The organism is Methylobacterium sp. Leaf112, from assembly GCF_001423295.1.
Classification (GTDB): domain Bacteria; phylum Pseudomonadota; class Alphaproteobacteria; order Rhizobiales; family Beijerinckiaceae; genus Methylobacterium.
Genome location: NZ_LMNG01000012.1, coordinates 21,879 through 39,964, shown reverse-complemented (window position 1 = coordinate 39,964; position 18,086 = coordinate 21,879). Strand labels below are relative to the sequence as shown.

The following is an 18,086-nucleotide window of genomic DNA, read 5'->3' as shown; positions in this document are numbered from 1 at the left end:
AAGGGCAGCGACATACGGGGCAGGATGGCGCCTGCACGGCCTGGGAAAGCGCGGTTTCGCGAGCGCGCCCCGGCCTGGAGAACGGCTTGAGATCGTCGGACCCGTTTCACGGCTGTCCGCGCGTTTCGATGCGTCCGCGCATCGCGGCGCTGGTCTCGAACGCCCGCAGCCCATCGACAGCACGGTGCCTCGCTCCCGACGGGATCGGGGTCTCCGTCATGAGGCCGGCTCCTCCGGGGTCGGCTGCCTGAGGGTAAGCATTACCTGAGGGCAAGTATCGCCTGAGGGTAAGTGGACCCGACCGGGTTTCCGGCGGGTCCGCGAGCGCGTAGGAGCCTGCCCACCCGAGACGGCTGCCTGAACCGGGCCGGCCTCTCGTCATCGATCCACCCGGAAGGGCGGCCCAAACGGGCAGATCTTCCGTCACTGAACCAAGTGTGTCGCACGGATCGCGCGCACTTCTTTGAGAACCGGAGACATCATCATGGCGGCAACGAAACGGCCGGGTCGCAACCACCTCTTCGTTCCTGGCCCGACGAACATCCCCGATCGCGTCCTGCGGTCGATGGTGGTGCAGTCCGAGGACCATCGCTCGGTGGACTTCCCCGCCCTGACCAAGCCCCTGTTCGAGGACACCAAGGCGGTGTTCGGCTCGACCAAGGGCACCATCTTCCTGTTCCCGGCCTCCGGCACCGGCATCTGGGAATCGGCGCTCACCAACACCCTGTCGCGCGGCGACAAGGTGCTGACCGCGCGCTTCGGCCAGTTCAGCCTGCTCTGGGTCGACATGGCCGAGCGCCTCGGCCTCGACGTCATCGTGCAGGACGAGGAGTGGGGCACGGGTGCGGACCCGGAGAAGATCGGCGAGGCCCTGCGCGCCGACAAGAACCACGAGATCAAGGCCGTCATGGTCGTCCATAACGAGACCGCCACGGGCGTGACCTCGGATATCGGCGCCGTGCGCAAGGCCATCGACGCGGCCGGCCACCCGGCCCTGCTGTTCGTCGACGGCGTGTCGTCGGTCGGCTCGCTCCCCTACAAGATGGACGAGTGGGGCGTCGACTGCGCCATCGCCGGCTCCCAGAAGGGCCTGATGCTGCCCGCCGGCCTCGGCGTGATCTGCGTCAGCGAGAAGGCCCTCAAGGCGGCCGAAGCCTCGGCCGGCAAGAACGACCGCCTCGCCCACGTCTACTTCGACTGGGCCGACCACCAGAAGCAGAACCCGGCCGGCTACTTCCCCTACACCCCGTCGCTGCCGCTGCTCTACGGCCTGCGCGAGGCCCTGGCCTGCCTCAACGAGGAAGGCCTCGAGAACGTCTACCACCGTCATCACGTGCTCGGCGAGGCGACCCGCCAGGCCGTCGCGGCCTGGGGCCTGAAGACCTGCGCCAAGGAGCCCAAGTGGAACTCCGACACGGTCACCACCATCGTGGTGCCCGAGGGGATCGACGGCGCGGCGATCATCAAGCACGCCTATGTCCGCTACAACCTCGCGCTCGGCGCCGGCCTGAACAAGCTCGCCGGCAAGGTGTTCCGCATCGGTCACGTCGGCGACCTCAACGAGCTGTCGCTGCTCGGCGCCATCGCGGGTGCCGAGATGGCCATGCTCGACCACGGCGTGAAGGTCACGCCCGGTTCCGGTGTCGCCGCCGCGTCGAGCTACCTGCGCGAGAACCCCCTGGCCAAGGCCTGATCCGACAATCGCCGGGGCGATCCTTCGCCCCGGCGACCCCATCGACCACGCTGCCGCCGGCGGTTCGGCCGGAGCGACCTGAGGGCTTCCATGACGAAGAAGATCGTGTTCCTCGACCGCGAGTCCCTCGACGCCAAGGTTCGGGAATTCAATTTTCCGCACGATTACGTCGAGTACGAGTCGACCTGGACGCCCGAGGAGATCGTCGAGCGCCTGAAGGGGGCCGAGATCGCCCTCATCAACAAGGTGCCGATGCGCGCCGACGTGCTGAAGCAGCTGCCCGACCTGAAGCTCATCGCCGTCGCCGCCACCGGCACCGACGTGGTCGACAAGGCGGTCGCCAAGGAACGCGGCATCACCGTCGTCAACATCCGCAACTACGCCTTCAACACCGTGCCCGAGCACGTGATCGGCCTGATCTTCGCCCTGCGCCGGGCCATCGTGCCCTACGCCAATTCCGTTCGCCGGGGCGACTGGGCCAAATCCACCCAGTTCTGCTACTTCGACTATCCGATCCACGACATCGCCGGGTCGACGCTCGGCATCGTCGGCTACGGGGCGCTGGGCAAGTCCATCGCCAAGCGGGCGGAAGCGCTCGGGATGAAGGTCATCGCCTACGACGTGTTCCCCCAGGAGGGGCTGGTCGATTTCGAGACCATCCTCACCCAGTCCGACGTCATCACGCTGCACGCGCCGCTGACGCCCGAGACCCGCAACATGATCGGCCGCGAACAGCTCGCAAAGATGAAGAAGCACGCGCTCCTCATCAACACCGCGCGCGGCGGCCTCGTCGACGAGGAGGCCCTGGCCGAGGCCCTTCAGAACGGCACCATCGGAGGCGCGGGCTTCGACGTGGTGATGACCGAGCCGCCCAAGAACGGCAACATCCTGTGCGAGCTCGACCTTCCGAACCTCATCGTGACCCCGCACGTGGCGTGGGCGAGCAAGGAGGCCATGCAGATCCTGGCCGACCAGCTCGTCGACAACGTCGAGGCCTTCGTCGCCGGCAAGCCGCAGAACGTGGTCTAGGTCGCCGGCCTTGCCGACGGATGGGCGCGGGCTCCCTCTCCTTCCTGGAGAGGGAGCCCGGCGTGCCCTCCGGTGACGAGACGAGAATTCAGGACCAAACGCCAACCGCGCCCGAGCGCGGACAAGCATAGGGATCGACAAAAATGAAAAAACTGCTGTTCCAATTCGACACCGATGCCGTGCCGAGCGTGTTCGACGTGGTCGTCGGCTACGATGGCGGCGCCGATCACATCACCGGCTACGGCAACGTGACGCCCGAGAACGTCGGCGCCCTGGTCGACGGCACGATCTATACCCGCGGCGGCTCCGAGAAGAAGTCCACGGCGATCTTCGTCGGCGGCGGCAGCATGGCGGCCGGCGAGGCGGTGCTGAACGCGGTCAAGAAGCGCTTCTTCGGCCCGTTCCGCGTCTCGGTGATGCTCGATTCCAACGGCTCCAACACCACCGCCGCCGCCGGTGTCGCACTGGTGCAGAAGGCCGCCGGTTCGCTCCAGGGCAAGAAGGCGGTCGTGCTCGCCGGTACCGGCCCCGTCGGCATGCGCTCGGCCGCGCTCCTGGCCCAGGAAGGCGCCACCGTAATCCTGTGCGGTCGCTCCCTCGACAAGGCCCAAGCCGCCGCGGACCAGATCAACAAGCGCTTCAAGGTCGAGATCTCGGCCGCCGCGACGCCGGACGCCGCGTCTCGCGCCGCCATCGTCAAGGGCCAGAACCTCGTGTTCTCCGCCGGCGCCATCGGCATCGAGCTCCTGTCGGAAGCCGACTGGAAGGACGAGGCCAGCATCGAGTTCGTGGCCGATTACAACGCCCAGCCGCCCCTCGGCTTCGGTGGCATCGACGCCATGGACAAGGGCAAGGAACGCCACGGCAAGAAGGTGTTCGGGGCCCTCGGTATCGGCGGCCTGAAGCTCAAGCTCCACCGCGCCTGCGTCGGCCAGCTCTTCGACAGCACCGAGCAGGTCCTCGACGCCGAGGAGATCTACGCCCTCGCCAAGAAGATGGCCTGAGCCATGGCTGCCGACGCAACCATCCAGACCTTCCTCGACGGGCTCGCGAGCTCGGCCCCGACCCCGGGCGGCGGCGGTGCCGCCGCCATCCACGGCGCCATGGGGGCCGCACTTCTCAGCATGGTGTGCAACCTCACCATCGGGAAGAAGAAGTACGTCGAGGTGGAGGGCGAGCTGAAGGAGATCCTCGGACAATCCGAGGCGCTCCGGGCCGAGCTCACCCGCATGATTGCCGACGATGTGGCGGCCTTCGACGCGGTGATGGGCGCCTACGCGCTGCCAAAGGCGACGGACGAGGAGAAGGCTGCGCGGGCGGAGAAGATCCAGGCGGCCCTCAAGGTGGCCACGGACGTGCCTCTCGAGTGTTGCCGGGCCTGCCGCAAGGTCATCGACCTCGCCCAGCCCGTCGCCGACAAGGGCAACCTCAACGTCATCTCCGACGCCGGTGTCGCGGTGCTGTCCGCCCATGCGGGCCTGCGCAGCGCGGCGCTCAACGTCTACGTCAACGCCAAGGGCCTGGACGACCGTGCCTTCGCCGACGCGCGTCTCCAGGAACTCGAGACCCTGCTGGGCTCGGCCGGTCCGCTCAACGAGTCGATCTACGAGATCGTGAAGGCCAAGGTGAACTGATCTTTCGCGATGCGGGACGCCGATCGTTCCGCATCGCACAAAAGAACGCGGGAGATTACTTCACGCAAAGCTTGACGCCGCGACCCTAACGCCAAGGTGAGTCGTCGCGTTTGTTGAAATCCAGAAGCATTCCAACTGCCTTCAAGGCAGACTCAACGAGAATGTAAAAAAATATAAACGGCAAGACCCTTTTCGCGAAGTGAAATTTACGAGAAGGTCCGCCCCGAGGAAACGTCGAGGAGATCGCACATGGACGTTCACGAGTACCAAGCCAAGGAGTTGCTCGCTGGCTTCGGCGTGGCGGTTCCCAAGGGCGCGGTGGCCTTCAGCCCTGATCAGGCGGTCTACGCCGCCACCGAGCTCGGCGGTTCGTTCTGGGCCGTGAAGGCGCAGATCCACGCCGGTGCCCGCGGGAAGGCCGGTGGCATCAAGCTGTGCCGGACCTACAACGAGGTCCGCGACGCCGCCAAGGACCTCCTCGGCAAGCGCCTCGTCACCCTGCAGACCGGTCCCGAGGGCAAGCCGGTGCAGCGCGTGTACATCGAGACCGCCGACCCGTTCGAGCGTGAACTCTACCTCGGCTACGTCCTCGACCGGAAGGCCGAGCGGGTCCGCGTCATCGCCTCCCAGCGCGGCGGCATGGACATCGAGGAGATCGCCGCCAACGAGCCCGAGGCCCTGATCCAGGTGGTCGTCGAGCCGGCGGTGGGCCTGCAGCAATTCCAAGCCCGCGAGATCGCGTTCCAGCTCGGCCTCAACATCCGCCAGGTCTCGGCCGCCGTGAAGACGATCATGAACGCCTACCGGGCGTTCCGCGATTGCGACGGCACCATGCTGGAGATCAACCCCCTCGTTGTCACCAAGGACGACCGGGTCCTGGCCCTCGACGCCAAGATGTCCTTCGACGACAACGCCATGTTCCGCCGGCGCAACATCGCCGACATGCACGATCCCTCGCAGGGCGACCCGCGCGAGGCCCAGGCCGCCGAGCACAACCTCTCCTATATCGGCCTCGAGGGCGAGATCGGCTGCATCGTCAACGGCGCCGGTCTGGCCATGGCCACCATGGACATGATCAAGCACGCGGGCGGCGAGCCCGCGAACTTCCTCGATGTCGGCGGCGGCGCCTCCCCGGATCGCGTGGCGACGGCCTTCCGCCTCGTCCTCTCGGACCGCAACGTGAAGGCGATCCTCGTCAACATCTTCGCGGGCATCAACCGCTGCGATTGGGTCGCCCAGGGCGTCATCCAGGCGGCGCGGGAGGTGAAGATCGACGTACCGCTCATCGTTCGCCTCGCCGGAACGAACGTCGAGGCTGGTCAGAAGATCCTGGCCGAGAGCGGCCTCGACCTCATAACCGCCAACAGCCTGTCCGACGCCGCCGCCAAGGCCGTCGAGGCCTGCGCTGCCGCCAAGGCCGGCTCGGCCGCGCGCGCCAACTGAGAACGGGGAGGATACGTCATGAGCATTCTGATCGACGAGAAGACCCCGATCATCATTCAGGGCATCACGGGCGACAAGGGCACCTTCCACGCCAAGGAAATGATGGAGTACGGCTCCAAGGTCGTGGCCGGCGTCACTCCGGGGAAGGGCGGCAAGACCCATCTCGGCGTGCCGGTGTTCAACACCGTCAAGGAGGCCGTCGAGGCCACCGGCGCCACCACCTCCATCACCTTCGTGGCCCCGCCCTTCGCGGCCGACGCCATCATGGAAGGTGCGGATGCGGGCCTCGCCCTCATCTGCTCCATCACCGACGGCATTCCGGCCCAGGACATGATGCGGGTGAAGCGGTATCTCCGACGTTACCCCAAGGACAAGCGCACCATGGTGGTGGGCCCGAACTGCGCCGGCATCATCTCGCCCGGCAAGTCGATGCTCGGTATCATGCCCGGCCACATCTACCTGAAAGGCAATGTCGGCGTGATCTCGCGCTCGGGCACCCTCGGGTACGAGGCCGCCGCGCAGATGAAGGAAGAGGGTATCGGCATCACCACCTCGGTGGGCATCGGTGGCGACCCCATCAACGGCTCGTCCTTCCTCGATCACCTCGCCCTGTTCGAGCAGGACCCGGAGACCAAGGCCGTCCTGATGATCGGCGAGATCGGCGGCCCGCAGGAGGCCGAAGCCTCCGCCTGGATCAAGGAGAACATGTCGAAGCCCGTCATCGGCTTCGTCGCCGGCCTCACGGCGCCGAAGGGGCGCCGCATGGGCCACGCCGGCGCCATCATCTCGGCCACCGGCGATTCGGCCGCCGAGAAGGCCGAGATCATGCGATCCTACGGCCTCACCGTGGCCCCGAGCCCCGGCGAGTTCGGCTCCACGGTGGCGCAGGTGATGCGCAAGCTGGCGGCGTGAGCGCATGAACCCTCCCCAGCTGCGGGGGAGGGTGGGCGCGGAGTGGCCGGGATAGGGGAGCGACCTCTTCGAGCGGGGTACACCCCTCTTGCAGAACTTCGTCTCTTGCAGAACTTCGTCCCGGCCCAACCCCCTTCGCGGGCCACCTTCTCCCGCAGGGGGGAGAAGGAACCCGCGTCGGCGGTCATGCCCAAAAAAACCGACCCTTGATCGTTCCGGCGGCCGGTCCCATGCTACCGGGTCGGCCGCACCCCCATCGAGCGCCTCCGTCGCGGTCGATCGGCACAAACTCCTTTCGAGGTGGCCTTGTCCATGACGGATACCCTTCACGCCCCGGTCGGCCCCATCGACCACACCTTCGCGCCGCCGGTCATCACCGGCACCTCGTCGAAGGAGGCCCTCGACATCCTGTTCCGGGCCCTCGTGGAAGTGGCGCGCCGGCACGAGCCCGAGCTCGAGGACGTGCTGCACGGCCGCGCCAACATCTCCGATTTCTCGCCCGAGCTCCTCGCCCGCGCGCTTCAAGTGCAGGGCATCTGGTTCCAGCTGCTGTCCATCGCCGAGCAGAACGCCGCCATGCGCCGGCGCCGGCAGGTCGAGCGCACCAAGGGCCGCGAGGCGTTGAGCGGCAGCTTTCATGCCGTCTTGGCCGAGGCCGCCCAGAACGGCATCAAGGCGCCGGAGATCCACGGTCTCCTGAAGGACCTGCGCATTCGCCCGACCATCACGGCCCACCCCACCGAGGGCAAGCGCGTCACCGTGCTGGAGAAGTTCCGCCGCATCTATCTCGTGCTGCGCGAGCTCGAATTGCCGCGCTGGACCGAGCGCGAGCGCAACGGCCTGATGAACGAGCTGCGCGACCAGATCGAGCTCGTCTGGATGACGGGCGAACTGCATCTCGAGAAGGCCACCGTCGAGCGGGAGGTCGCCTGGGGCCTGCACTTCTTCGACGAGACCCTGTTCGAGATGCTGCCCGAGGTGCTCTACTCCCTGGAGGAGAGCCTGGCGCAGTACTATCCGGACGAGAAGTTCGAGGTGCCGCCGTTCTTCCAGTTCGGCTCGTGGATCGGCGGCGACCGCGATGGAAACCCCTACGTCACCGCGTCGGTCACCCGCGCCACCCTGCAGCGCAACGCCCTGGCGTCGCTCCGGCGCTACCGCGACGGCGTCACGGCGCTGGGCCGCACCCTGTCGCTCACCGAGCGCTCGCTCCCGGTGCCGGCGACGTTCAAGGCCGAACTCGCGCAGCTTCTGGCCGAGAGTGGCGACGGCCGCGCCATCGCCAGCCGCAACCCGGGCGAGGCCTATCGCCAGTTCCTCACCTGCATCCTGCGCAAGTTGGAGGCCACCATCCGGCGCAACGAGGGCCATCGTTCCACCGGCCCGGATTATCCGAGCGCCGACACCCTCATCAACGACCTGCGCACCCTGGAGCAGGGGCTGGCCGACGCGAAATGCCCGTCGCTGGCCACCGACCTCGTCCGCCCCGTGCGCCGAATGGTCGAGATCTTCCGATTCTCGACGGTCCGACTCGACCTTCGCGAAAACACCACGCGCACGACGAAGACGCTTCATGCCCTGTGGGCCGAGTCCAACGGCCAGAACAAGACGCCGCCGGACCTCGACTCGCCCGAGTGGAAGAAGTGGCTCCTCGACGAACTCGCGAAGCCTCGCAAGGGTGAGCGCTCGTTCGAGGGGCTGCCCGACGACGCCCGCGAGACCCTGGAGACCTTCGCGCTGGTGGGCGAGATGCGCGAGCAGCTCGACCGTGAGGCCTTCGGCTCCTTTGTCCTGTCGATGACGCGCTCTGTGCCCGACATCCTCGGCGCTTATCTCCTCGCCAAGGAGGCCGGCAACTTCCTCGACGCCGCCGGCACCGAGATCTGCTGCCTGCCCATCGTGCCCCTGTTCGAGACCATCGACGACCTGCGCGCCGCCCCGGCCATCATGAAGGAGCTCTTCGGGATCCCCGTCGTGCGCCGCTCGACCCGCTGGCAGGGCGGGGTGCAGGAGGTGATGATCGGCTACTCGGATTCGAACAAGGACGGCGGCTTCGTCGCCTCGAACTGGGAGCTGTACAAGGCACAGGGCAAGCTCACCGACCTCGGCAAGGCCTCGGGCGTCCCCATCGCATTCTTCCATGGCCGCGGCGGCTCCGTGAGCCGCGGCGGGGCGCCCACCGCGCGGGCCATCGCGGCCCAGCCGCCGGGCTCCATCAACGGGCGGTTTCGCACCACGGAGCAGGGCGAGGTCGTCTCGTTCAAGTACGCCAACCGGGGCACCGCCGCCTACCAGATGGAGCTTCTCGCCTCCTCGGTGTTCGAGCATGCCCTGAAATCCGAGCGGGAAGCCGCGAAGATCCCCCGCAATGAGTTCGACGATTGCCTGGAGGCGTTGTCCGGCGCCTCGCGCGCGGCCTACGTCAACCTGATCCAGCACCCCGATCTCGTCACCTATTTCGGTGCCGCGAGCCCGCTGGATGAGATCGCGCTCCTCAACATCGGCTCGCGCCCGGCCCGGCGCTTCGGTGCGCGGTCCCTGTCGGATCTGCGGGCGATCCCGTGGGTGTTCGCCTGGTCCCAGAACCGTCACGTCATCACCGGATGGTACGGGGTCGGTTCGGGGTTGAAGAGTTTCCTCGACGTGCGTGGGGCGCAGGGCGAGGCGCAGCTCAAGCGCCTGTTCGCCGAATCGAAGCCCTTCCGTCTCATCCTCGACGAGGTCGAGAAGACCCTGCTGATGGTCGATCTCGAGATCGCCCGGGATTACGCGAGCCTCGTGCCCGACGCGAACGCCCGCGCGAGCATCTTCCCGCTCATCGAGGCCGAGTACGCGCTGACCCGTGAGATGTGCCTGCGCGTCAGCGGCGATACCGAACTCGCCGCGCGCTTCCCCCTGTTCCGCGACCGCCTCAACGGGCGCCTGCCGACCATCAATCAGGTCAGCCGCGAGCAGGTGGAGCTCCTGCGCCGCTTCCGCGCGGAGGAGGACGAGGACAAGCGCGAGGCGGTGAAATCCGCCCTGCTGCTGTCCATCAACTGCATCGCCGTCGGCTTCGGGGCGACGGGCTGAGAGGTTTCACCAGGATACCGGGGGCCGTTCTTGGCCTTCGGACCGCGCGCGAGCGCACACCCCTCCGTCTGGTGCCACGCGTCGCCGCGTTGCATCATCGGCCAGAACACCACCCCCAGAGGAAGGAAACACCCATGAGCTTTACCCTGATCCAGCAGGCGACACCCCGCCTTCACCGCTCGGAGCTCGCCGTTCCGGGCTCCAACCCGACCTTCATGGAGAAGTCCGCCAGCTCGAAGGCCGATGTAATCTTCCTCGACCTCGAGGACGCCGTCGCCCCCGACGACAAGGAGCAGGCCCGCAAGAACATCATCCAGGCGCTCAATGAGATCGACTGGGGCACCAAGACCATGATGATCCGCATCAATGGTCTCGACACCCACTACATGTACCGCGACGTGGTCGACATCGTCGAAGCCTGTCCGCGCCTCGACATGATCCTGATCCCCAAGGTCGGCGTCGCCGCCGACGTCTACGCCATCGACGTGCTCACCACCCAGATCGAGCAGGCCAAGAAGCGCGAGAAGAAGATCGGCTTCGAGGTTCTCATCGAGACGGCGTTGGGCATGGCCAACGTCGAGGCCATCGCCCAGTCCTCGCCGCGCCTCGAAGCCATGTCGTTCGGTGTGGCCGATTACGCCGCTTCGACCCGCGCCCGCGCCCAGGTCATCGGCGGTGTGAACCCCGATTTCTCGGTGCTCACCGACAAGGACGAGGCCGGTAACCGCCAGACCCATTGGCAGGACCCGTGGCTGTTCGCCCAGAACCGCATGCTGGTCGCCTGCCGCGCCTACGGCCTGCGCCCCATCGACGGTCCGTTCGGCGACTTCTCCGATCCCGACGGCTACGTCTCGGCGGCCAAGCGCTGCGCGGCCCTCGGCTTCGAGGGCAAGTGGGCGATCCACCCGTCGCAGATCGATCTCGCCAACGACGTGTTCACCCCGTCCGAGGCCGAGGTCACCAAGGCGCGCCGCATCCTGGTCGCCATGGAAGAGGCCGCCAAGGCCGGCCGCGGCGCTGTCTCCCTCGACGGCCGCCTCATCGACATCGCCTCGATCCGCATGGCCGAAGCGCTGATCGAGAAGGCCAACGCGATGAGTGCGAAGTAAGGTTTCCTCGCGATACGACCGACATGCAGAATGGCCGCTCCCGAAAGGAGCGGCCATTCTCATGTCGGGCAGGAAACGTCAGGCTCCAAGCTCTTCAGCCGTGTCGGCGAAAAGCTCATGAGGACTATCGAACGCAACGGGCTCCCTCTCCGTTCAGAAGAGGGAGCCCGCGGCCAACATCCGAAAGATGTCCTTCGACGAGATCGCCCGCATCGCGGTCGAGATTCCAAACAACAGGAGATAACCCCATGCACGTGACCATCGAAGACGCCCACAAGGCCATCGAGGCCGCCCGCGCCAAGGCCGTCGAGCTCGGCACCCAGATGTGTATCGCCGTCGTGGATTCCGGCGGTAATCTCAAGGCGTTCTACCGGATGGACGGCGCCTGGGTCGGCTCCATCGACATCGCGCACAAGAAGGCCAAGACCTCGGTGTTCTTCGGCATGATGACCGGCCAGATCGGGGCGCTGTCGCAGCCCGGCGGCCCGCTCTACGGCATCGAGCATTCCAACGACGGGCTGATCACCTTCCCGGGCGGCATCCCGATCGTGGACAAGGACGGCGAGATGTCCGGCGCCATCGGCGTCAGCGGCTCGACGGTGGAGAACGACCACGCCGTGGCCCTCGCGGGTGCCAGCGCCATCGGTGCGACGGAGCTGCCGGCGCATCCCTGGCGCACCTGAGCGGGCGCTCCTCCGACACCGACCCAACGGACAAGGCCCCGCTCGCGAGAGCGGGGCCTCGTTGTTTGCCGCATCGGCGATCCGGATGGACCGCCGGACAGTCAGGCTCAGAGGCCGCCGAACTTATAGTTGAAGCCGGCCTTGACGATGCTGCCCTCGGTGTTGAAGCGCGAGGTGTAGGAGCCGGTGGCGGCGGTGAGGCCGGTAGTGTTCACGGTGATGTTGCGGCTGCCGAGGTCGTAGCGCAGGTACTCGGCCTTCAGGGTCACGGCGCTGGCGCCGAGGAGACCGCCGAGGAAGTTGAAGCGGTTGAGGAAGCTGTCCGTGGGGATCGCGTACTCGATGCCACCGCCGTAGACGTAGCCGGTCTCCATGCCGTTGAACTTGCCGGCATAGGCCAGTGCGCCGGCCGGATTGAAGAAGCCGGCGCTGTAGTTGACGTTGCCGTAGGCGAAGCCGCCGGTTCCGTAGACGAGGAACCGGTCGAACGCGTAGCCGAGGCGGCCCGTGACCGTGCCGAGGTAGTCGAGGCGCTGGCGCAGGTTGCTCGGATCGGCGGCGGTGTTCACGCCGGGGATGACCGGACCGAAGTAGCTGTAGCTCTTGCTGATGTCGGTCCAGGTCACCTCGGTGGCGGCGCCGACGACGAAGCCCGAGCCCGGGGTGAACTGATAGTTGTAACCGATGCCGCCACCGACGTTGCCGATGCCGTCCTGCTCGGAGCGGAAGGTGCCTGCACGACGACCCTGGGCGACGTTCAGCTGCGTGTTGGTGATGCCGCCGGTGCCGTTGTTGTTGCCGGTGGTGCGGATCGTCTGGCGGTCGCTGAAGGCGTAGGAGCTGTGGGTGCCGAGGTAGAAGCCGGTCCAGGTGAAGACCGGCACGGCGGTGAACACCGGCGGCGGCGCCGCACGACGCGGCAGATCGGCGGCGGACGCGCTCGACACGGCGAGGATCGCTGCGGTGCCGGCCAGGAGGAGCTTGGCGAACATGGGAATGGGTTCTCGGCGATGGGCTGAAGGCTGCGCGGAGCTTAACCCTGGGCTGCGCCACCCACCTATGACCGCGGCGCAACACCAAGCGCTGGAATGCGACCGGGCCTTCCGTAAGCTCCCCGCACCGATCACGAAATCGGCATCGGCCGAACGCCGTTTCACGCCACGACAACGCCCGGTTAAGCCCATGTCGCTATCACCCGGGAGAACCCCGAGCCGTGACAGGAGCGACGATGACACGGGACAAACTCGCCGCCGAACTGAAGCGTATCGCGACCGAGCAGGTCAGCGACATCGAGCGCGCGGTCAAGGACGGCCACAAGACCATCGCGCTGAACGAGATCGCCGACCTCAACCGTCACCTCAAGGCCCTGGCCGCAGCGGTGAAGGCGAAGCCGGCGTTGCGAGCCTGACAGGCGCCGTTAGGCGCCCGCGTCCGCCCGCAGACGGGCGACCAGGGCCTCGACATCCGCCCTGGCCGCGTCGAGGGCTTGCGGGTCCCTGCCCCGGACTACGATCCGGTTGGTGAAGCCGGTCGAGGTCATCGACGGATAGGATCCGATGGACACGCCCGCATGGGCCTTGGCCAACTCTCCGAGGGCGCCCGCATAGGTGCCTTCGGGCAGTCCCGCCTCGATGGTGTGCGACAGGACGCGGGCGCCCGTCTCCAGGGTCGGTCCGATGGAATCCAGCATCGCCTGCATGATCGCCGGCACGCCCGCCATGACGAAGACGTTGCCGAGGCGGAAGCCCGGTGCCTTCGAGACCGGATTGGCGATGAGGTCGGCGCCGGCCGGGATCCGGGCCATGCGCAGGCGGGCCTCGTTGAGGTCTTCCGGCTTGTGCCGCTCCAGCAGCATCGCGACGGCGCGCTGGTCGACGTCAATGGAGACCCCGAAGGCGGCGGCGACGCTATCGGCGGTGATGTCGTCGTGGGTCGGGCCGATGCCGCCGGTGGTGAAGAGGTAGGTGTGGCCCGCCCGCAGGGCGTTCACGGCCTCGACGATGCGGTCCTGCTCGTCCGGGACGATGCGGACCTCGCGCAGATCGATCCCGACGGCCGCGCAATAATCGGCGATGGTGCCGATGTTCCTGTCCTTCGTCCGGCCGGACAGGATTTCGTCGCCGATCACGAGGATGGCGGCGGTGATGGGGGTGGATACGGTCATGGCGGTCCGGAGGCGCTGAGGGAGCGGTGCCGGATCGACGTAGGGCAGGGGCGGGCGGACCGCCACTCGCGAGTAAGGGACGCCCGCTCCGGCGTCTCCTTCGTCGGCCGGATCGACCTACTTGTGGAAGTAGCTCGTCAGCGTGGAGATGCGCGAACCGACGATGTGGACGGCCTTGCGCAGGCGATCCTCGGACACGCCGAGGCGGGTGGCCATGCTCGAGCGGGCCTGGGTGTCGTAGATGTCGAGGTGGGTCTTCTGGGCTGGCTGGGCGGAGATCCGATCGGCGATCATGGTCAAACCCTGAGGATGGAAGAACTGGCTCCGTGTCTCGTCGGAGATCGAAGTCTGAACGTGGCCCGAAGGGTTTTGTTTCCGGCGCGTGACGGGATGCAGCGGTTTTTCAACAGGGCCCGCCCGGCCCTCCACAGGGCCGCCCGGCCCTCAGACGAGGACCCCCGACTGGGCCGGTCCGGCGGCGAGGGAGGCGTCCGTGCTCGCCAGGGACTCCTCCGGTTCCGGGGCCGGAAGGGCGGCCGCCCGGGCCTCCAGGGTGGCGACCGTGCGGAAGGCGAGGGCGATGCCGGCGAGGCCGAAGAACACCGAGCCGAGGCCGACCCCCGCGATGACGCCCCGGGGACCGTAGAGATGTGCGCCGAGCAGGGCGGGCGGAACGGTGCCGAGGGTGGCCCGGCCCCAGTTCAGCACCGTCGAGTAGAACGGGAAGCCGAGGTTGTTGAACGAGGCGTTGGCCAGGAACAGCAGCCCGGTGAAGAACCAGACCCCGCCGCTGACGAGGCAGAAGAACCCGAACAGGTCGGCGGCCACCCCCTGCAGTTCGAACAGTCGCGTCAAGGGTTCCCGTGCGAGGAACAGCGCCGCCCAGACCACCAGGACGTAGGCTCCCGTCACGAGGGCGCCGTCGCGCAGGACGCCGCGCATCCGGTCGAACCGGCCCGCCCCCCAGTTCTGTCCGAGGATCGGCCCGATGGAGCCGGAGAGGGCGAACAGGCCGCCGAAGGCCACGGGGGTGAGGCGGTCGATGACCACGTTGCCCGCGATGGCGACGGCCCCGAACTTCGCCAGCGCATGGGCGATGAAGGCGCTGGCGACGGACGGGGCGAGGTTGGTCAGCACCGCCGGCAGGGCGATGCGGAACACGATGGGCGCGTCGGCGACGATGTCGGCGACCCGCGGTCGGGCGAGCATGCGGAACCGGCGCACGCCCCACAGGCCGACGAGGGCGAAGGTGGCGCGCGCCACGCAGGTGGTGATGGCGGCGCCGTCCACCCCGAGGCCGGCACCGAAGATGAGGAGCGGATCGAGTCCGGCGGTGACGAGGGCGCCGGCCAGGGTCACCAGCATGGCCTGACGCGCGGCCCCGACGGCGCGCAGGAGCCCGGAGAACATCATCCCGGGCCCCATGAGGAGGTTCGACGGCAGGGTGATCCAGAGGAAGCGGGTCGCCACCGGCAGGGTTTCGGCATCGGCGCCGATGGTCGTGAGGAAGACGGGCAGGAACGGCAGCATCGCCACGACGAGGACGCCCGAGACGAGGATGCCGTGGATGGTGCCGGAGGTGGCCAGGCGCCGGGCACCCGCTTCGTCACCGGCCCCGATGGCCCGCGAGACCAGGGCCCCGGCGGCGATCATCAGGCCGATGTTGATGGCGATGGCAAAGAACTGGACGATGGTGGCGAAGCCCACCGCCGCCGTCAGGGTCGGATCGCCGAGCTTCGACACGTAGAGCAGCGACAGGAGGTCGACGACGAACAGGGCCATCAGGCCGACGGACCCGGTGGCGCTCATCACCACCACGTGGCGCAGGATCGAGCCGCTGACGAAGCGGGCCGCCGCCGGGTTCGTTTCAAGCATCGGAGGGAACGTCCCGGACTTCGAGGGTATGGGCTGCGGCCTCGCGGGCCTTTGTGCCGATGATGTCGCGGGTCTCGGCGTTGAGGGCCCGCGACGGGCGCTGCGGTTCGGTGAGCGGTTCGGGCTTGATCTGCGCCGCACCGCGCATCCAGCTCGCGGCATCCGGCAGGGCGCCCGCCTGCTGCAGGACGAGGCGGGCGACGTCGCGCTTGCGCACGTCCTCCGCGATGGCGGCGGCCGCATCGGGCGCGACGCCGAGGCCCTCCAGGGTGGCGCGGCCGAAGCCGAGGGCGGAATCCACGGTCTCCCGCAGCTGGAAATCGACGTCCCGGTTCATGAGCTCCACGGCGTGCATGCGGTCGTAGGCCCGCACATAGGTCCGCACGCTGGAGAATTCCTCGTGGACGATGTCGACGATCTTCAGGGCGGCCTCCGGCTCGTCGACGCAGACGCACAGGAGTTCGACCCGGCCGATGCCGGCAGCGCGCAGCACATCGAGGCGGGTGCCGTCGCCGTAGAAGATGCGGAAGCCGAAGCGCGAGGCGGAGCGGATCTGCTCCACGTCCTTGTCGATGACCGTGACGCTGATGCCTTCGGCGAGGAGCACCTGGGTCAGGATCTGGCCGAAGCGGCCGAAGCCGACCACGAGGACGCGGGCTTCCGTGTTCTCGATGGTATCGGGCGTCAGGTCGGGTTCGCGGCGGCGGCGCGCGAGGGCGCTGTCCAGGGCCTTGGCCGCCACCGGGCCGACCAGCATGGTCAGCGCCGCGAGCGCGATGGCGAATCGTCCGCTCGGTCCGTCGATGAGGCCGAGCTCGCCGCCCACCGGCAGGAGCACGAAGGCGAATTCACCGGCCGGCGCCAGGATCGCACCCCCGCGCACGGCGTCGAGCCAGTTCGAGCCGAACAGCCGGAACAGGCCGGCGACGAGGCCGACCTTGATCAGGATGGCGCCTGCGGTGGCACCGAGCAGCCACGGCCACTCGGCTTTCAGCAGGCCGCCGTCGATGGACATGCCCACGCTCATGAAGAACAGGCCGAGCAGCATGCCGCGGAACGGCTCGATGTCGGCTTCGAGCTGATGGCGGAAGTTCGATTCGGCGAGGAGCACGCCGGCCAGGAACGCCCCCATGGCCATGGACAGGCCGACATGCTCCATCAGCATGGCGGTGCCGAGCACCACCAGGAGGGCGGCGGCAGTCATCACCTCGCGGGCGCCGCTGGCGGCGAGGAGGCCGAAGAACGGGTTGAGGCCGTAACGGCCCACCAGGACCACGGCGAGGATGGCCGCGCCCACGGTGCCGGTCGATTGCAGGGCGGTGAGGAGCCAGCCGTCGCCCCCGCCGCTCCCGGTGGAGGCGAGCAGCGGCATCAGGGCGAGGATCGCCACCACGGAAATGTCCTGGAACAGCAGCACCGCGAAGGCGCGGCCGCCATAGGGCGTGCCGAGGTCGCCGCGCTCCTCCAGGAGCTGCAGGGCGACGGCGGTCGCCGACAGGGCGAGCGCGATGCCGATGACGAAGGCGGCCGATGGCGTCAGGCCGAACAGGAAGCCGATGCCGGCGAGCACAAGGGTGCAGACGAAGAGCTGCGCCGCCCCGAGGCCGAAGATGTCGCGCCGCATGGAGACGAGGCGGGAGATCTGGAGTTCGAGGCCGACGATGAACAGCAACAGCACCACGCCGAGTTCGGCGACGCTCGCCGCCGTCTCGGGCTCGGCGATGAGGGAGAAGCCGAACGGGCCGATGATCACGCCGGCCACGAGGTAGCCGAGCACGGCGCTCTGGCCGATGAGCCGGAATATCGGCACGCCGATCACCGCCGCCGACAGGAACGTCAGCACGGGCGGCAGGAAGCTGACGTGGGTCGCGGCGCTCGCCATGGGGGTCCTGGCTGGAGATGGCCGGTCCCGATCGAACCGATCGTGGCGATCACGGACGCTGAGGCAGCGCCGTCTTAGACCACCTCCGCCGGGATCGCCATTCGGCCCCCGACACCGAATGCGGGCCCGGAGCCGTCCCCGTGCGAATCGGCACCCACATCGGCAGCCTCGCTCAGGCCCGCCGCGCGGCCTTGCGTTCCTCGCGGCGGGCGAGAAGCAGGGTGGTGGAATCGCCGTCTTGGCGCAGGGCTGCGGCATCGTGCAGGTCCTGGCGCACCAGCCCGATATCCTTCAGCTCGCGCTCCGACATGGCCCCGAGCTGACGCAGGATCCGGGCGTTGATGGCGGCGCGCGAGACCCCGGCGGACAGCTTTGCGACGCCGGCGGCAGCGGCGGCCCATGCCCGGTGCAGGACAGGGTCCCGGTCCCCGGCGGACTGCCGGGCCGCGACCGTCGCCCCTCCAGAATTCTGTATCATCGTACCGGTCATGACCGCGCTCCCGTCGTCTGGCGCGACCCTGGCGCCCGGGGGCTGTTCGGGACAGGGACAGTGCCGTACGCTTCGCCAGAATTGTCCGGCAGGAAGTGCC

Annotated in this window: 16 protein-coding genes; 10 read left to right on the top strand and 6 right to left on the bottom strand. The window is 68.0% G+C overall.

All coding sequences use genetic code 11. From position 1 onward, the window contains the following. The first annotated feature begins 484 nt into the window (after nucleotides 1-484). The 9 genes from ASF52_RS06955 (at nucleotide 485) to ASF52_RS06915 (ending at nucleotide 11,575) form a co-directional block, all read left to right on the top strand. Nucleotides 485-1,693: an aminotransferase class V-fold PLP-dependent enzyme gene (locus tag ASF52_RS06955; protein ID WP_056169756.1), complete on the top strand. Its 1,209-nt coding sequence runs from the start codon at nucleotides 485-487 to the stop codon at nucleotides 1,691-1,693. Between the two features lie 90 nt (nucleotides 1,694-1,783). Then, nucleotides 1,784-2,722, top strand: coding sequence for a D-2-hydroxyacid dehydrogenase (locus ASF52_RS06950; protein ID WP_056169753.1), 939 nt, complete (start codon nucleotides 1,784-1,786; stop codon nucleotides 2,720-2,722). 143 nt (nucleotides 2,723-2,865) lie between these two features. Further along, nucleotides 2,866-3,726: an NADP-dependent methylenetetrahydromethanopterin/methylenetetrahydrofolate dehydrogenase gene (locus ASF52_RS06945; protein WP_056169750.1), complete on the top strand. Its 861-nt coding sequence runs from the start codon at nucleotides 2,866-2,868 to the stop codon at nucleotides 3,724-3,726. Between the two features lie 3 nt (nucleotides 3,727-3,729). Further along, on the top strand, nucleotides 3,730-4,356 hold the full coding sequence (gene fchA / locus ASF52_RS06940) for a methenyltetrahydrofolate cyclohydrolase (protein ID WP_056169748.1): 627 nt from the start codon (nucleotides 3,730-3,732) through the stop codon (nucleotides 4,354-4,356). A 249-nt stretch (nucleotides 4,357-4,605) separates the two neighbouring features. Further along, on the top strand, nucleotides 4,606-5,799 hold the full coding sequence (locus ASF52_RS06935) for a malate--CoA ligase subunit beta (protein ID WP_056169743.1): 1,194 nt from the start codon (nucleotides 4,606-4,608) through the stop codon (nucleotides 5,797-5,799). Nucleotides 5,800-5,817: 18 nt separating this feature from the next. Continuing rightward, complete coding sequence (sucD, locus tag ASF52_RS06930) at nucleotides 5,818-6,711, top strand: succinate--CoA ligase subunit alpha (protein ID WP_056169739.1); 894 nt, start codon at nucleotides 5,818-5,820, stop codon at nucleotides 6,709-6,711. A 312-nt stretch (nucleotides 6,712-7,023) separates the two neighbouring features. Next, nucleotides 7,024-9,783, top strand: a complete 2,760-nt coding sequence (locus tag ASF52_RS06925; RefSeq protein WP_056169736.1) for a phosphoenolpyruvate carboxylase — start codon at nucleotides 7,024-7,026, stop codon at nucleotides 9,781-9,783. Between the two features lie 134 nt (nucleotides 9,784-9,917). Then, the gene (locus ASF52_RS06920) at nucleotides 9,918-10,892 is read left to right on the top strand and encodes an HpcH/HpaI aldolase/citrate lyase family protein (protein ID WP_056169734.1); all 975 of its coding nucleotides are present in this window, start codon (nucleotides 9,918-9,920) and stop codon (nucleotides 10,890-10,892) included. A gap of 248 nt (nucleotides 10,893-11,140) precedes the next feature. Beyond that, nucleotides 11,141-11,575, top strand: coding sequence for a GlcG/HbpS family heme-binding protein (locus ASF52_RS06915; protein WP_056169732.1), 435 nt, complete (start codon nucleotides 11,141-11,143; stop codon nucleotides 11,573-11,575). Nucleotides 11,576-11,682: 107 nt separating this feature from the next. Here ASF52_RS06915 and ASF52_RS06910 read toward each other — a convergent pair whose 3' ends face one another. Beyond that, a complete protein-coding gene (locus ASF52_RS06910) occupies nucleotides 11,683-12,567 on the bottom strand; it encodes an outer membrane protein (protein WP_056169729.1) in 885 nt (294 codons plus the stop codon). A gap of 236 nt (nucleotides 12,568-12,803) precedes the next feature. Between ASF52_RS06910 and ASF52_RS06905 the strand changes: the two genes are divergently transcribed. Beyond that, nucleotides 12,804-12,983: a hypothetical protein gene (locus ASF52_RS06905; RefSeq protein ID WP_056169726.1), complete on the top strand. Its 180-nt coding sequence runs from the start codon at nucleotides 12,804-12,806 to the stop codon at nucleotides 12,981-12,983. A 9-nt stretch (nucleotides 12,984-12,992) separates the two neighbouring features. Here the strand turns inward: ASF52_RS06905 and ASF52_RS06900 are convergent, their stop codons facing one another. From ASF52_RS06900 to ASF52_RS06880, 5 genes are all read right to left on the bottom strand, one after another. Then, nucleotides 12,993-13,739: a competence/damage-inducible protein A gene (locus ASF52_RS06900; protein ID WP_056170645.1), complete on the bottom strand. Its 747-nt coding sequence runs from the start codon at nucleotides 13,737-13,739 to the stop codon at nucleotides 12,993-12,995. Nucleotides 13,740-13,856: 117 nt separating this feature from the next. After that, nucleotides 13,857-14,033: a DUF3606 domain-containing protein gene (locus ASF52_RS06895; RefSeq protein WP_156398840.1), complete on the bottom strand. Its 177-nt coding sequence runs from the start codon at nucleotides 14,031-14,033 to the stop codon at nucleotides 13,857-13,859. Between the two features lie 150 nt (nucleotides 14,034-14,183). Further along, the gene (locus ASF52_RS06890) at nucleotides 14,184-15,614 is read right to left on the bottom strand and encodes an MATE family efflux transporter (protein ID WP_156629995.1); all 1,431 of its coding nucleotides are present in this window, start codon (nucleotides 15,612-15,614) and stop codon (nucleotides 14,184-14,186) included. Beyond that, nucleotides 15,607-17,496 (bottom strand): monovalent cation:proton antiporter-2 (CPA2) family protein, encoded by a 1,890-nt coding sequence (locus tag ASF52_RS06885; protein WP_056169721.1) that lies wholly within the window; start codon nucleotides 17,494-17,496, stop codon nucleotides 15,607-15,609. The genes ASF52_RS06890 and ASF52_RS06885 overlap by 8 nt, the downstream gene beginning before the upstream one ends. A gap of 172 nt (nucleotides 17,497-17,668) precedes the next feature. Further along, a complete protein-coding gene (locus ASF52_RS06880) occupies nucleotides 17,669-17,986 on the bottom strand; it encodes a DUF1127 domain-containing protein (RefSeq protein WP_244473734.1) in 318 nt (105 codons plus the stop codon). Between the last annotated feature and the right edge of the window lie 100 nt (nucleotides 17,987-18,086).